The following is a 14,935-nucleotide window of genomic DNA, read 5'->3' as shown; positions in this document are numbered from 1 at the left end:
TACGATCAAGTGTAATCACTCAATCGTAAATCACTTAATCTGCAATCATTCAAGGCTCCATTCGTAGCCATCCTTCGTGTCTTTTATCTGGATTCCTGCGTTTTTCAGTTCGTCGCGAATGCTGTCGGAGGTAGCCCAGTCTTTATTTGCCCGTGCAGTCTTCCGTACTTTCATCATGGCGTCGATAACTTTGCCTAGAGCTTGGTTGCTGGCACTGGAGTCCTCTTCTCCCTTGAGACCAAGAATGTCGAACACGAAACTGTGGAACAGGTTCTTTAACATTTCCAGATTCTCCGCGTTAATCTTTTCCGTACCTGCCGCGATGGAGTTGATGATGCGAACACCTTCGAACAAATGGGCGATTAATATCGGCGTGTTCAAGTCGTCGTTCATCGCTTCGAAACAATTGGCCTGTAACGCGGCGATGTCTACCGTGTTCTCGTTAGACGCGTTCAGCTTGTTGAGCTGAGACACGGCTGCCATCATTCGCTCGTAGCCTTTCTCCGCGGCTTTTAATGCCTCGTTCGAGAAATCCAACGGGCTACGGTAGTGTGCCTGCAGGATGAAGAAACGCACGGTCATGGGGGAGTAAGCTTGTTCCAACACGTTGTTGTCGCCCGTGAAGAGCTGATCCAGCGTGATGAAATTACCCAGGGATTTACCCATCTTCTGCCCGTTGATGGTCACCATGTTGTTGTGCATCCAGTATTTTACCGCTTCGTGTCCTTGTGCGGCCACGTTCTGGGCGATCTCACATTCGTGGTGCGGGAACTGCAAGTCCAAACCACCCCCGTGGATGTCAAACGTTTCTCCCAAGTATTTCTGGCTCATGCAGGAACATTCCAAGTGCCATCCCGGGAATCCTACACCCCAAGGAGAGGGCCATCGCATGATGTGTTCCGGGGAGGCCTTTTTCCACAGGGCGAAGTCAAACGGGTTACGTTTTTCTTGTTGTCCGCTCAGTTCTCTCGTGTTGGCAAACAGTTCGTCGATTTTCCGACCGGATAGTTTACCGTAGTGATATTTTTGGTTATAGCGTTCCACGTCGAAATAGATATTTCCCTCGCTTTCGTAGGCAAAACCGTTTTCGATGATCTGTTTGATTAATTCCTGTTGCTCGATGATATGACCGGACGCGTGTGGCTCGATACTAGGGGGCAACGTGTTCAGTTGCTCCATATTTTTGTGGTAACGGTTCGTGTAGAATTGTACCACTTCCATCGGTTCCAATTGTTCCAGTTTGGCTTTCTTGGCAATCTTGTCTTCTCCTTCATCCGCGTCATTCACAAGATGCCCCACGTCTGTGATATTGCGGACATATCTTACCCGGTATCCCATGAATTTAAGATAACGGAATAACAAGTCAAAGGTGATTGCCGGACGGGCGTGACCGAGGTGTGCATCCCCGTATACGGTCGGTCCACAAACATATAATCCTACGAAAGGCGGGTTAATGGGTTCAAATAACTCTTTTTTTCGACTTAACGTGTTGTATATCGTTAACTTGTTTTCCATGATACTATAATGCTTTATTGATATGATTCAACAAAAGTAGAAATTTTCTCCTTGAAAATAACGGGAAAAGGCAAATTAATGGTTCTTTAATTCCTCTTATATTTCAATGCTTCCGGAATGGCCGCTTTCAGTCTGGCGATCCGTTTTTCGTCAGCAGGGTGAGTGGACAGAAATTCAGGTTGTTTGCCTGCTGATGCGTTTGCCATACGGGTCCAGAAAGCAACAGCCTCATTCGGGTCGTAACCGGCCATGGCCATGAAAATCAGTCCCAGGTGATCCGCCTCGAACTCGTGCTTGCGAGAGAAGGGGAGAACGATTCCCACGTTGGTTCCCATGCCGATTGCGGCGGCGAGGATGGCTTTTCTTGAATCACTTTGGTTGTGTCCTAGAATTTCGGTGGCGGCAGCCTGTCCGTATTGAATAAGAGCCTCTTGACTCATGCGCTCGTTGCTGTGGTGTGCCACGGCGTGAGCGATCTCATGCCCCATAACGACAGCGATTCCCGCATCATTCTGGCAATAGGGTAATATCCCCTCGTAGAAGACAACTTTACCTCCCGGCATACACCAAGCATTGGGTTCATTGCTGACAACTAGGTTGAATTCCCATTCAAAATTGGCAATCTGGTCTTGCAGCCCGTTGGCAGCGAGATATTGTTCCACGGCTTTCGAGATTCTTGCCCCGACATTTTTAATCCGTTGTTTGTTGACAACGTCGGTGGATAACTTGTTTTCCTTCAAAAAGCTGCTATATGAAGTTAAACTCATGGAGACCATCTGATCTTCCGGGAATAGAATCAACTGGCGTCTCCCCGTGAGTGGCACCGTGGCACACTGCGAGAGAAGTAAAATTGCTCCAATGATGAAGGTAATGCGTAAAATTGTTCTTTTCATAAATTGGATTATTGAAAGGTTATATTTTGAATGCTAAAATATAATACGGATTCGAGATTTGCAATGTTTTATTATGTGCTTGTTTTTAAAAACTCTGGTTCATGTCATTACTTGAGCTATGTTTACTCCCGGACAAAGTGAGACAGTTCTAACATACTATCTTCTCACCATGAACGCTCGTTTGTATTTATGCTGTGTTGATATCGTGTTCATGGTATGTTCATGTGTAGCGAAGGGGGCTAGAGGCGATAGCCCAACTATGGGGTATTGTCGGATGGGGACCGGTTATAAAATATGTTTCACGGATGATTGGCGAAAACTAATCGGCAAGACATATTAATATGTAACCGTCTCCCTCGTGATCAATTTGTAGCGAGGGATCGGCTTTCAAATAACCACGTAACCGGCTGATGTATTTTTTTACTTCCGGTTCTTTGTTTTTGTCTGCTTTGCCCCATGTTCCTATGATGAGGTAGGATTTGTCGGCTATTTCATGGTTCTTCGCACATAATAATTGCAGGAAACGTCCTTCGTTTTTTGGTAATCTTTTGGTAATCCCGTCTATTGTCACTTCCCGGGTGATACTGTTGTATGTCGTGTGTTTCGATAGTTGGTACAGGTGGGGAATGTTCATGCATCCTTTTATTCTATCCCGAAGGCGTTTCATGTGTGCGATCAATACTTCGGGAGAGCCTTTGGGTATGAATTCGTCGGCTCCGGCGTCCAGCACGGCGATCTCTTTGGCGGGTTCCCCATGAGAGGTATACACGATGATGTGGGTTTGCCGGTCATTTTCCCGTATCATTCTGGTTAATTCCAGCCCGTCTATTTTGGGCATATCCAAGTCAACTAGGAGAATATCCGGTTTCTGCTTTTTGTATGCATCCCATGCTTTAGCACCATTCAGGACAATCTCTACTTCGAAATTTTCTTTTTCGAGAATCATTTTCGTTAATTTAGCTCCGTCTGCATCATCTTCGGCATAAAGTATTCTGATCGTGGTGTCCATGTTTTTAGTGTTTATATTTGTTTTTGACATTAGCTCGTCTGGGTAAGTTGACCAATATCGCGGTTCCTTTGCTCTCTTCGCTTTCAATATCGATTGTTCCCCCGTGGGCGAGAATCACGGTTCGGGCGTAATGTAGTCCTTGTCCGTGACCTTTGATTTCTTTGTTCTCTTGGTGATCTCCCCGGTGGTAACGTTCGAACACGTGTTGTAAGTTTTTAGAAGAAATGCCGAACCCGTTATCCTCAATTTTGATTTGCACGTGTCGGGCATCCGGTTCTGTACACGTGATATGTATCGTTACCTGATCCCCGGAATATTTTAAGGCGTTGTCGATGAAATTTTGGAAAACGGCCAATAAAAAATGACGGTCTCCCGTGATCATCGGGTCATCTGATTGAAAATCGATTTGTATGTCGAATAGTTTATTTGCACTCCAGTGATCTTTTTGTTGCAATGTTTCCAACATTTCCTGAAGATTAATATCCTTGATGTTTAATCGTAATCCGTGAGCATCTGTCGATTGAAGCAACATACGATTGATAGATTGTAATATATTGTCTAATTTTGCTCGACCTTGCTTGAGAAATAATGTTTGCTCTTCGGGAGGTAAATCACGGAGCAGGTATAGTACTTTAATCACGTCTTCGATGGGACGTTTCAGGTCGTGTACTAGGTTGCTGATAAATAATTCTCGGTATTCTCCGCTCTTTTTCTCGTCACGAATCGTTCGGCAGAGGTTGATGATTAAAGTGATAAGTAAAGCGGAGATGATAACGGTTAGGATAAGTTGCCAAAGTGTGGATTGAATAAATACTATGTAGGGATATTTGTATCCGGCATACAATGTATCACCGGAAATGAAACCGAGAGGTGTTTGGTATTTAGGACGAAAGGATAATGTTTCGAAAGATGTCGGGTAGGAATCTTTTATTTTCCCGGTACTGTCCTGGATAACAAATTGTATGGAACGATCTTGTAGGTGCATGGAATCTTGCTTTGCCAGTAGATGGTGATAGAGATTTTTTAAGGTCCATACTTGTGGGTTTCGGATATCGTAAGCTTTCTGTTTGTTGATATGTTGAACATCGTCTTTCGAGTCTAATTGAAAGCTTATTATTTTTTTGTCAATATAATATATTAATTGTTTCTCTGAGGTATTGTAACTGACAAGATCACCTTGAGCAACATTCGTCGATAGCATGTTAAATTCGTAAACGGCTTTGGTAATTATGTCATTTTGTTGATGTCTATATTGAGTTGTTACTTCCTTGTATAAATAGTACAAGTGAATGAGCTGGTTACTTAGGATAATGCAAACAGCAAGAATGATGATATATTTTAGACGCCGATTCATATTTGAGTTTATATTTTCAAAGTTACAAAGAAAGCAACCTCCAAGCAACCTTTTTATTCGTTTTTTGAAAATAAATCACTCATCTTTGTCTCAAATAATAAAAAAGATGTGTCATGCGGAATAAATGTTTGAAAATTGTGGTGTTCGTGTTGCTGATAACAAGTGTGGTTATCGGTTTGAACCGGAGTATTCGTCAAAAAACGAATTGGGAAATTTTAAAGATGGAAAATGTCGAGGCTTTGACTTCTCCTGAAGAAGAAAATCCATATTATCCTTGTGTCTCGGCTCGTGGATTTTGTTTTATGAATGGGATTGATATAGATGGTGTTGCATTAAAAATAAGATGAAAAAATTATTGTACGTGTTATTCGGAAGCATTTTGCTCGGGTGTTCCGATCGTTACATGGGTGACGAAAGCATGAATATGGTAAAGAGCGAGTGTGTAAAAGTAGTTCGTTTGACGGATTTAGCCCAGGCCGGGCTTTATGATGTGAGTGGGTTTATCAAGCAAGGGAATAAATTAATAGTAGGGGCAACATACATGAAGGAAGGGGTGGCACGAGCTCTTGATCTAGAGAGTCCTTTACAAGAGGATTTGTCTTTGGAGAAAGGTAATTCTTCAAGGCGGGTTCGAGCGTTAAGTTCTTTCAATTCGTTTGACGGGAAAAGTGTGACAGCATTGGATTTTAGAACCGGAGAATTGATCGAGAACCCCATATCCCCGCTTACACGAGGTACAACGGAAGAGACGATTGTACAGCTTCCCGAAGGTGAGCAACATTTAATAGCGGTGAAGACAGACGATTTTGTTATCTCCACGGGATTTTACGCGGAGGGGCGCTATTTGCTTTACTCTTTGGCTGACGGTTCAGCCCGTTATTGCTTGTCTTATCCGGATTGTCCGGAATATCCGGGTTTGCAGGAGAAAACGAAAGGAATGTTATATGCTAGTAGTGTTTTACGGGTTCGTTCTGACGGGCAAGCGTTCGTGTGTGCGGATATGTATAGCGGTGTGATTGATTTTTGTCGATTAATTCCGGGAGGTATCGAACGAGTGAAACTGGAACGTTTGAGCTATCCTATGACGGAGATTTCAGAAACTCCCGTTCCCCGTGTTTTGTATAAACGAGAGAATCGTTTTGGTTTTATGGACATTGCGGTGACATCGGAGCGTGTGTATGCGCTGTATTCGGGTAAAACTTACGAGAGAGACAGGCAGGGAGCTTTTGAAGGGAACCGTTTGCTTGAATACGATTGGGAGGGGAATTTGGTTCGAACTCTTGATTTCAATGTTGCTTTAACGGGGATCACTTATGATTGTGATGAAGGGGCATTGTATGGAATTGCCGGTAATGCCGGGGTATCTCTGGTTAAGTTGAGATTGTAATTATTTTGAAAAAAAGATATTGAGCTGAAAATATGAAATTGATTTTCGCTATTTTATTATTTTCGATATTAGGTGTCACGATGACGGGTTGTCATCGTGATGTGGTCGTGGTTCCTATGCTGGTAGATGTAAATAGTGCTTTGAAATTGAGTGGGGATAATCGAGGAGAACTTCAAAAGGTGTTGGATTACTACCGTAAAGAAAAACCTGATTTATTGAAATTGAAGGCGGCGGAATATTTGATTAGTAACATGGTGGCACATTATGCCGTTGCGGGAGAGACGATGGACAGGTTAAAGCGGGATATTGATACCACGTTACGGGATCAACCTAATGCGGTTAAGTTGATGTTCTACCTAATGGCAGCCCGTGTTGCTATAGCTCAGGGGGGTAATACGGTTGAATATGACTTACATAAAATTACGTCTGATTATTTAATAAGAAATATAGAACAGTCGTTTGTTATTTGGGAGAATATACAAAATCATTATGATCTGTCGTGTGAAGATTTTTTTAAATATATACTGCCTTACAGGATTAATAATGAGCCTTTAATCGAATGGAAGGATTCTGCCTATTATCATCTGTATAATTTTGATAAAGGAGATCAGCTAGGATTTAGTTTGGGGGGATATCAAGGTTATATTTCTGCTAAAATTCCCACTTATTACAGATATGAGAAGTTTAAGGAACAATTTTCGGATTCGCTGTTGAGGATGTATGAAGCGGACTGTATAGATCGAGCTTATAGTACCCAAATTATTAATCGGATATTTGGTATACCGACAGCTGTAGATTTTGTCCCTCACTACCCGACACGGGAAAATCGCCATTACTGGACGATTCTTCGAGATCATCGATACGTGAATAGTAAGTGTTATTATTCATATACTCCATATACAGCTAAGGTGTACCGTAAAACCAGTTTTATTAATCCGATACCGGAAGATAAAGATAATTTTATTCCACACTTTATCCGAGATCCATATAAAATAGATGTAACGGAAGAGTATGAGAATGCTGTTGACTTGAATTATACATTTAAAACATTCAAATCAAATACGAGATACGGTTATTTATGTGTATTTAATAATTTGGCATGGAATGAAGTTGCTTGGAGTGAGATGCGGGGAGGAAAGGTGATGTTTGAAAAGATTGGTCGTGATATAATGTATATGCCATGTTACTATGATGGTAAACATCAGGTGTTTGCGGATTATCCCTTGTGGGTAAGGTCGAATGGCGAGGTCGAACCTCTTGTTCCAGATAAAAAGCGATTACAAAAATTGCGTTTGAATCGTAAATTCACTTATAATCCGTCAGGAGATTATAATGGTGCGGCAATTATAGGTGTACAGTTACATGCCACTAATGATTTGTCTAAAGAGCCTTATGATTCGATAGCCGTGATTCGGCATTATAATTACATGGCATACGATACATTGTGTGTTAACACGACAAAGAAGTATAAATTCTGGATGGTTAAGAAAGTAAATTATAACAATCCGGCATTTGCATCGATTAAGTTTATGCAGGATGGGGAGGCATTAACTGCGAAAAGTACCTTTACCATTAACCTTACAGGTAAGATGGATAAAAATGAACGACTTTCTCGGAATATATTTAATGACGATTTATTGGATTTTGGGGCGTTGTCCAAGATTGCCGGGGTGGAATTTAAAGAGCCTGTTTCGGTTGATGTTGTGAAGTATATTACTCAAAATGATAAAAACGGTGTATATCCAGGTGATACTTACGAATTGTTGTATTTTGATCAAGGCGAGTGGGTGTCGTTAGGTAGGAAAGTGGCCACGGCAGATTATATCGAATATGATGATGTGCCTTCGGGGGCGTTGTACTGGTTGCGTAATCGTACCGAGGGTAAGGAGGAACGTCCGTTCACGGTTATGAATGGACGAGTTAGATTCTGGTAAAATATAATTGTTTAATTAATAAAAAGGACGGAAAATAGAATAAAGAGAGGAAATTAATTTAATCAGAACGGATGAAAAAGGTAGCCCTTTCATCCGTGACTTTATCAAAACAAGGTTTTGAATCAAGTCGAATAGAAAGGACTACGAAAAGCGTACAATAATAACGAAAAGAAGTGTCTTTGGGTTATAAAAAAGTAGAAATAATGAAGAAGGTAAAAATTTTAGTTGCATCAGTTTTATTCTGTGCAATGGGATATACAGGGTATACTGCTCACGAAAGAATGACAATATCGGAAGCTGAGAAATTCATGAAAGCCAATATTGAGGCTTTAACAGATGGAGAGATTGTTATTAGTGGGCAAAAGTGTTCTTTGAGAAAAGGGGAGCAATGGTGTGCAAAGAGAAAAGCATACCGAAAATGGGTTGCAAATTATTGCCTAGACATTGAGTGTGATTGATTTTTGGGTAATATCTGGTAGAAGGTTTACCTTCTACCAGATATTTAATTTTATAATTATGAGAAAAATATTTTTGTTATTTATTGTATTTTATGCATGCTCAAACGAGTCTCAGCAGTACATTCATTATGAATCTTTCCCACAGGAAAAGTCTCTGAAAGGCGATATTATTAATCTTTCCCAAGATTTATTTTGTGCTTTCCCCTCTCAAATAGAGCTTTATGATTCTATTGTATTGATTTTGGATAGAGAGTCTCCTAATAGGGCTGTACATAAATTGTCTTATCCTGATTTTAACTGGATTGGTTCATTGGGAGAAAAAGGAAAAGGAGATAAGGAGTATATTTATTTAACTAAAATGGGAATTAAAGAAACTGAACTCTATTTGTTAGATCCTGTTAGCTCTAAATTTCTTGTATATGATATGAATGTTAATGATATTTATCCTAAACGTGTTGAAAAATTCAGTTCTATGTCGAGTTCCCTCTTGTCCGCAACAGTGATAGACGATTCTATTATAGTTTCCAGTGATATAAACTCGAAAAAATTTCTCTTATTTCAATCATATTCTGGAAAATTGTTAGATAGTGTTCTTGTAAAAGAAAAAACAAAAAAAAAGGATCGAGAACTTACGGCAGCCAGTCTGTATGATTTAAAGTTAAGTTATAACAATGAAGATTTTTTGGCTGCGGCAACCAAAAGTGGGGAGGTAATTTATATTTATAATACGAAGACTAAAGAGGGTAATTGTATTGTAGGTCCCAATGGATTTCCGGATTATGGCAGGACGGATGACGGACACATTTTATTAGGAAAAGTAGAGGGTTTTATGGATATAAAAATATATGGCGATCATATCTATTCGATCTTTTCCGGAAAATCTGCCATCGAAGCTATGATATCCGATAGCATCGGTGGTAAATATATCTATGTGTTTGATAAGTTGGGAACTCCTGTTATTAAATATAAATTAGACAAAGAAATATTTAGTTTTTGTGTGGATGTTTCTCGCAATATTTTGTACGGATTAGATCCTAACAGTGAGAATTTTATTGTAAGATATAAGTTATAATTTAAGGGACGACATAAGATGAGTGTAAAAAAATATTATTGGATAAGAGGGTGTTTAAGTATATGTTTGTCTTTCATGTTATGTTCATGTAATACTGATAATGGTCAAAAGTTATTGAAAGAAATTACTTTACTTCGGTCAAAACCAATAGATTATTGTCAAAATAAGTTGGTTTACGACAATGTTTTACAAGAAAGAATTAAATATATAGTATATTCAGATTCAGTTAATTGTACATCTTGTGCGATTAATCAAATGGATTTGTGGAATCCACTTTTAGAGTATAGCAAAAGCTATAATGGTCTACTTAATTTTTATTTTATTTTTCGTCCGGCTAAAAAGGATATTAAAGATGTTAAACTTGTATTAAGTAAAAATGTCAAGTTTAATTATCCTGTATTTCTTGATACTTTAGGAGAATTCGAGAAATTGAATCCACATTTGCCTAAAAATAAGGCATTACATACTTTTTTATTGGATGAGAATAATAACGTGATTTTGGTCGGAGATCCATTACATAACAAAAAAATCGAAGAGATGTTTTATAAGATTGTGAAAGAAAAATTGGGTAAGCCGTAATAACTTTTTCGAAAAGGAGATTTTGCTGATGAAGAATTTCAGAATAAAAATATGGCTGGGTATTGCGTTGGGGGTGTTGTTTGTCGTGTCCGGTTTTGTTAAGGCGGTTGATCCGGTGGGGTTGTCGTATAAGATCGAGGAATATTTGGGGATGTTTCAACTTTCGGGTTGGAGCATGTTTTCCATGTCTTTATCGGTACTGCTCTGTGCTTCCGAGATGACATTGGGATTGTTGTTACTGCTGCGATTGTGGCGTAGGATTACGGCGGTAACGGTGACTCTTTTTATCCTTGGATTCACGATCCTGACTTATTTGATTTATACCGATCCATATGGCGGTATAAACGAATGTGGCTGTTTTGGCGAGGCTTTACATCTTTCTAACGGGGCTACATTCGCAAAGAATATTCTTTTGCTTGTTGTGGCTGGGCTTCATTTGTGGAATGTTTTCAGACAGGCTAAAAACAATTTTAATTATCGGCAGATCGGGTTAACTGTCGGGGTGCTGGTGGTGGCGTTCTTCGTGCCGCTTTATTCTTATTTTTATTTGCCGCCGTTCGATTTTTTACCTTATAACGTGGGGACGAGAATGGGGACAGAGAGTACGATTCATCTTTATGATTCCGATTTTAATGATGTCACTGAGAAAGTATTTGCCTATAAGAAGCCGACTTATATGATCGGGATGAAAGAAGAGGTGTCGCGGGAGACGGGTGGAAAGATCGCTACTTTGTACGGGGCTTACCAAAACGGGGCGATTAATTTGTTTGTCGTGGTCTCTCGGAGTGGGATTACGATGCCGGGTTATGATGATATTCCGGTTTATTTTATGGATAACGTGGCGTTGAAATCAATATTGAGGACTTCTGCCGGGGTAGTGGCTTTTACGGCTGATCATCGCATTGTGGGGAAATGGAATTTGTTATACACGCCTTATCGTTTTGATGGAGGATACGGGAAAGAATTAAGCGGGGAACGATTGAAGAGAGGGGCGTTCTTCGGGGTGTTGTTGGTGATGGGCGTGTTGTTATTTTATGGACGCAAAAAGATGGAGGAATGAAAAAAAGGTTGGATTTTTGGGATATTATCTTACGGGTGATGTATACCTTTATCGGAACCGGGGTGGTGATCGGAATTATTATCGCGATGCGTGTTTACGTGGTGGATCAGTTCGCAATTCCGACGGATTCGATGCGTCCCACCTTGATACCGGGGGATTACGTGATTGTGAATAAGCTGATTGCCGGAGCCCGGATTTATGACAGGCTTGACTTTAAAGACGGAGATCCGTTGGAGTGCCATCGAATGAAGGGGTTGCGTAAGGTAGAACACAATGATATCGTGATTTTTAATTTCCCGATCAACCGGAGTAAGTACAGGATCGAGTTTAAGATCAATTACGTTTACGGTAAACGGTGTATCGGTCTGCCAGGGGATACGGTCGAGATTCGAAACGGGTATTTCAAGAATAATAATTATAATGGAATTTTTGGTGTCGAAGAGGAGCAACGCCGCCTGTCGGAAACACCAGACTCGTTGATCGCTAATACGGTTATACATGCGTTTCCGTTTGATTTCCGGCATTACAGTTGGACAATCAAGGAGTTCGGACCTCTCTACGTGCCTCGGAAGGGGGGACAGGTGATACTTGATACCGTTAATTTTCAACTCTATCGGTTGGTGATTGAATACGAGACGGGTGAAAAACTTAGGGTTAACGCTCAACGCCAGCTGACGTTGGGAGGGAAACCGATAGACAGTTATACGTTTCAAGGTAATTACTACTTCTTTTGTGGAGATCAGGTGTTAAACTCGAATGATTCCCGCTACTGGGGTTTCGTTCCTGAAGAGTTTATTGTCGGGGTGGTTACTCGCATCACTTACTCCCGTGATCGTGAAAGCGGTGAGTTTCGTTGGGATAGGTTATTGAAGAAAGTAAATAAATGAAATAAAGAGAATCGTATGAGTAAATATTTAATCGTGTGCGCAATTTTGAGCTGTATTCTTGACTGTAAACAATCTGAAGTAAGTCGTGAAACGATCATTCGAATGGATTTGAAAAAGATGCATCAAATAGATATGCATGGAGAGTATGCCAGACAAATTTGCTTAACGAATGATGGAACGTCGGTATTGATTGATGAGGTGAAAAAAGTTTTGCTTGCTGGAGATCAATATATTGTTCAGTGTAAAAATAAGGTTTTAGGGTTTGATGTGCAAACCGGTACTCAGAAGATGGCTTTTTCAGGACAATGGGGAGAAAATAGAACATTTCTTCATCTTTGGGATACTTGGGTCGAGGGGGAAACGATTTGTATGTATGATATAAAAGATAAAAAAGTTTTTCGATGTGATTTAAATGGAAAGAATTCAGATGTAACCTTTGTCACGAATAAGGGAGAAGACAATCCATTCCAAGTTTTAGTAAAAACGGTTGAGGGTAATTACGTGGGGAAACGTGCGTATGGTGGCATGGAAGATTGCGAGTTGAATTTGTATGATAAAAATTTTGAGTTCGTGAAAGAAATCGGGGATTTAAAGATAAAATCGGGGATTTATATCGGTTACCCTTTTTTCGTGTATCGTCCTAGTGAAATACTATATTACAGATATTTCTATAATAATATTTATGCCATTGATGATAAGCAAAATGTGTCGGTAAAATACTATATCGATTTTGGTGAGAATAACATGCCTTTTGATTTGAGTTGGAGAGACGAATATGATTGTATCGATTTCATTAATAGTAGTGAGGAGGATTATGCCATATTAGTATCGAATATTTACGAATCGGATAAATATTTTTGTTTTAGATTTTTATGGAAGAAAAAAAAGTGTTTGGGGGTTTATGACAAATCAAATGGTAAAACAGCATCATTTATGTTTGATTCTTCCCCTTCGGATTCTGTTGTTGATGTGTATGCTTTTGATGATAAGGTTTTGCTGGTGAACCAAGATGGGGATAAAACGTGTTTGACAACCATAAGCGTGGATGATTTGTTAAAGAATGATTAATGATGACGAGAGCCATTGTATTTTTGGGTGGATGTATGCTTTTGCTAAGCCAGTTTCAGGTGACGGATGGCCTTTACGGGGGAATCGACACCTCGAACTACTTTGCTTTGTTGTTAGGGGCAATGGTGGCGATCGTGTGTTTGGTAAAAGTTCCTAAAGTGCTTTACCGGGGAGATGCAATGGTGTTCGTGTTGTTTGTTTACTTGTTGATTCATGCAAGCTTGACCCACGCGATGCAGAGTAGAGAGTTCTATTTAAGTCTTTCTTATTTTGCTCTTTATGCCGTATTTCGGGTGATAAGAGCCATGCTGCTGGCTAATTATGTCTCGTTTGCCGTGATGTTTGGCGGGATTTACCAGTCTTGCTTGGTGTTAGGACAACTACTGGGATATGGTATTTCAAATCACCTCCGTTTTGTCGTGACCGGGTCATTTTTTAATCCCGGACCTTGCGGTATCTTTTTGGCAGGAGTGTTCGTGCTTGCTGTCGCGATGATGAAAAAGGGATACCGGAAAGTGGGTTTTAACCTGATGTTTGTGCGTTACGTGACGGCTTGCGTGACATTTGGTGTTACCTTGGTTGCTATGATCCCGACAATGAGCCGTGCCGGATGGATCGGGGCATTGGTAGGGGTGATGTTACTTTATCGCGGAGAGATTGTATCGTGGGGTAATACGAGGCGACGGTGGGTGATTGGTGGCGGTATCGTGGGGATGATCATTGTCTTGACGTTATTTTACCTGTTAAAGAAAGATTCGGCCAACGGACGGCTTTTTATTTGGCAGAATACGGTGTCTGCTTATTGGAAAACTCCTTTATTCGGGGTTGGGATTGATGGTTTCGAGAGGGCTTTTGCAGAGGCTCAACATGATTATTTTGAAAAAGAGAAGGTGTTGGAACAGGACAATCGCCATGTAGAAATGGCAGGAGTCGTAGAGTCTGCATTTAATGAACCACTTGCTTTGTTTTTGTTGTTGGGGGCAGTAGGGGGTGTGTTAGCGGCAATGGTTCTGTTTTTTAAGTTACAAAGACTGACGGCTTATAGTTGCGTGGCGGTGGCATTGCTTGTCGCGTCATTTTTCTCGTACACCTTTTATATCCCGTCTATCGCGATCGTCTTTCTTTTTGCCGTGGCACAGTTACCGGATCGGCGGGTAAGGGGAGGGCGTTACGTGAATGTTTTGATGTTCGGGATGATCGGGGTGGTCGTATTGTATTTTAATTTCAGAGAGTATGGTAATCGATGGGCATATCGAGAGTGGAAGAAGCGTGCTGTTTATTACACCCAAGAGGATTACGAAAGTGTTATTGACGATTACGAAAGGCTTTACCCTATTTTGAAATACAATTTTAAATTTTTATTTGAATATGGTCATTCACTTAATAAAGCGGGACGATATGAAGAAAGCAATACGATCTTGGAAGAAGGAACGGCGCATAGTGCCGATCCCATGTTTTGGAATATAATGGGTAATAATTACTTGGCATTAGGACAATATGGTCGGAGTGAAACGGCTTATTTGCGAGGGTATTATACCTGTCCGAATCGTATTTATCCGCTTTATTTGTTGGTGAAACTGGGGGCGGCACAAGGAGATTCGGTGAAGAGGAATTATTATGGTCGTATCATGTTGGGTAAGCGTCCTAAGGTGGCCTCGATGGCTGTAGATGAAATGAAATTTGAAATTAGGAAAATGCTTACAATAAATGATTAATATG

The 14,935-nt window shown here is 40.5% G+C and carries 14 protein-coding genes; 10 read left to right on the top strand and 4 right to left on the bottom strand.

Translation table 11 applies throughout. From position 1 onward, the window contains the following. Positions 1-45 precede the first annotated feature (45 nt). The 4 genes from cysS to D8S85_RS10635 all read right to left on the bottom strand — a co-directional run bounded on the left by cysS (position 46) and on the right by D8S85_RS10635 (position 4,771). Positions 46-1,515 (bottom strand): cysteine--tRNA ligase, encoded by a 1,470-nt coding sequence (gene cysS, locus D8S85_RS10650; RefSeq protein ID WP_106480690.1) that lies wholly within the window; start codon positions 1,513-1,515, stop codon positions 46-48. 86 nt (positions 1,516-1,601) lie between these two features. Beyond that, entirely contained in the window at positions 1,602-2,408 is an 807-nt protein-coding gene (locus D8S85_RS10645) for a M48 family metallopeptidase (RefSeq protein ID WP_127075049.1), read from the bottom strand. Between the two features lie 319 nt (positions 2,409-2,727). Further along, entirely contained in the window at positions 2,728-3,417 is a 690-nt protein-coding gene (locus D8S85_RS10640) for a response regulator transcription factor (RefSeq protein ID WP_158641554.1), read from the bottom strand. A 4-nt stretch (positions 3,418-3,421) separates the two neighbouring features. Next, the gene (locus D8S85_RS10635; protein WP_106480687.1) at positions 3,422-4,771 is read right to left on the bottom strand and encodes a sensor histidine kinase; all 1,350 of its coding nucleotides are present in this window, start codon (positions 4,769-4,771) and stop codon (positions 3,422-3,424) included. 113 nt (positions 4,772-4,884) lie between these two features. Between D8S85_RS10635 and D8S85_RS10630 the strand changes: the two genes are divergently transcribed. The 10 genes from D8S85_RS10630 (at position 4,885) to D8S85_RS10585 (ending at position 14,931) form a co-directional block, all read left to right on the top strand. Then, on the top strand, positions 4,885-5,118 hold the full coding sequence (locus D8S85_RS10630) for an NVEALA domain-containing protein (RefSeq protein ID WP_106480686.1): 234 nt from the start codon (positions 4,885-4,887) through the stop codon (positions 5,116-5,118). Continuing rightward, positions 5,115-6,158, top strand: coding sequence for a BF3164 family lipoprotein (locus tag D8S85_RS10625; RefSeq protein ID WP_106480685.1), 1,044 nt, complete (start codon positions 5,115-5,117; stop codon positions 6,156-6,158). The genes D8S85_RS10630 and D8S85_RS10625 overlap by 4 nt, the downstream gene beginning before the upstream one ends. A gap of 32 nt (positions 6,159-6,190) precedes the next feature. After that, positions 6,191-8,092, top strand: a complete 1,902-nt coding sequence (locus D8S85_RS10620; protein WP_106480684.1) for a hypothetical protein — start codon at positions 6,191-6,193, stop codon at positions 8,090-8,092. 203 nt (positions 8,093-8,295) lie between these two features. Next, positions 8,296-8,550: an NVEALA domain-containing protein gene (locus D8S85_RS10615; RefSeq protein ID WP_106480683.1), complete on the top strand. Its 255-nt coding sequence runs from the start codon at positions 8,296-8,298 to the stop codon at positions 8,548-8,550. Between the two features lie 58 nt (positions 8,551-8,608). Beyond that, positions 8,609-9,622, top strand: coding sequence for a BF3164 family lipoprotein (locus D8S85_RS10610; RefSeq protein ID WP_106480682.1), 1,014 nt, complete (start codon positions 8,609-8,611; stop codon positions 9,620-9,622). 18 nt (positions 9,623-9,640) lie between these two features. Further along, the gene (locus D8S85_RS10605; RefSeq protein ID WP_127075048.1) at positions 9,641-10,201 is read left to right on the top strand and encodes a hypothetical protein; all 561 of its coding nucleotides are present in this window, start codon (positions 9,641-9,643) and stop codon (positions 10,199-10,201) included. A gap of 28 nt (positions 10,202-10,229) precedes the next feature. Then, on the top strand, positions 10,230-11,261 hold the full coding sequence (locus D8S85_RS10600) for a MauE/DoxX family redox-associated membrane protein (RefSeq protein WP_127075047.1): 1,032 nt from the start codon (positions 10,230-10,232) through the stop codon (positions 11,259-11,261). Continuing rightward, entirely contained in the window at positions 11,258-12,148 is an 891-nt protein-coding gene (lepB, locus tag D8S85_RS10595) for a signal peptidase I (protein WP_106480679.1), read from the top strand. Before D8S85_RS10600 ends, lepB begins: the two co-directional genes overlap by 4 nt. 15 nt (positions 12,149-12,163) lie before the next feature. Further along, positions 12,164-13,216, top strand: coding sequence for a 6-bladed beta-propeller (locus D8S85_RS10590; protein ID WP_106480678.1), 1,053 nt, complete (start codon positions 12,164-12,166; stop codon positions 13,214-13,216). Next, a complete protein-coding gene (locus D8S85_RS10585; protein ID WP_106480677.1) occupies positions 13,216-14,931 on the top strand; it encodes an O-antigen ligase family protein in 1,716 nt (571 codons plus the stop codon). Before D8S85_RS10590 ends, D8S85_RS10585 begins: the two co-directional genes overlap by 1 nt. Positions 14,932-14,935: the final 4 nt, after the last annotated feature.

It is taken from the genome of Butyricimonas faecalis (assembly GCF_003991565.1).
Lineage (GTDB): Bacteria > Bacteroidota > Bacteroidia > Bacteroidales > Marinifilaceae > Butyricimonas > Butyricimonas faecalis.
This window is presented reverse-complemented; position numbering and strand designations above follow the sequence as displayed.

Coding starts and splice junctions, on each gene's coding strand:
- D8S85_RS10600 (WP_127075047.1), top strand. CDS start 10,230: ATGAAGAATTTCAGAATAAAAATATGGCTGGGTATTGCGTTGGGGGTG.
- D8S85_RS10625 (WP_106480685.1), top strand. CDS start 5,115: ATGAAAAAATTATTGTACGTGTTATTCGGAAGCATTTTGCTCGGGTGT.
- D8S85_RS10620 (WP_106480684.1), top strand. CDS start 6,191: ATGAAATTGATTTTCGCTATTTTATTATTTTCGATATTAGGTGTCACG.
- D8S85_RS10605 (WP_127075048.1), top strand. CDS start 9,641: ATGAGTGTAAAAAAATATTATTGGATAAGAGGGTGTTTAAGTATATGT.
- D8S85_RS10630 (WP_106480686.1), top strand. CDS start 4,885: ATGCGGAATAAATGTTTGAAAATTGTGGTGTTCGTGTTGCTGATAACA.
- D8S85_RS10615 (WP_106480683.1), top strand. CDS start 8,296: ATGAAGAAGGTAAAAATTTTAGTTGCATCAGTTTTATTCTGTGCAATG.
- D8S85_RS10635 (WP_106480687.1), bottom strand. CDS start 4,771: ATGAATCGGCGTCTAAAATATATCATCATTCTTGCTGTTTGCATTATC.
- cysS (WP_106480690.1), bottom strand. CDS start 1,515: ATGGAAAACAAGTTAACGATATACAACACGTTAAGTCGAAAAAAAGAG.
- D8S85_RS10585 (WP_106480677.1), top strand. CDS start 13,216: ATGATGACGAGAGCCATTGTATTTTTGGGTGGATGTATGCTTTTGCTA.
- D8S85_RS10590 (WP_106480678.1), top strand. CDS start 12,164: ATGAGTAAATATTTAATCGTGTGCGCAATTTTGAGCTGTATTCTTGAC.
- D8S85_RS10640 (WP_158641554.1), bottom strand. CDS start 3,417: ATGGACACCACGATCAGAATACTTTATGCCGAAGATGATGCAGACGGA.
- D8S85_RS10645 (WP_127075049.1), bottom strand. CDS start 2,408: ATGAAAAGAACAATTTTACGCATTACCTTCATCATTGGAGCAATTTTA.
- D8S85_RS10610 (WP_106480682.1), top strand. CDS start 8,609: ATGAGAAAAATATTTTTGTTATTTATTGTATTTTATGCATGCTCAAAC.
- lepB (WP_106480679.1), top strand. CDS start 11,258: ATGAAAAAAAGGTTGGATTTTTGGGATATTATCTTACGGGTGATGTAT.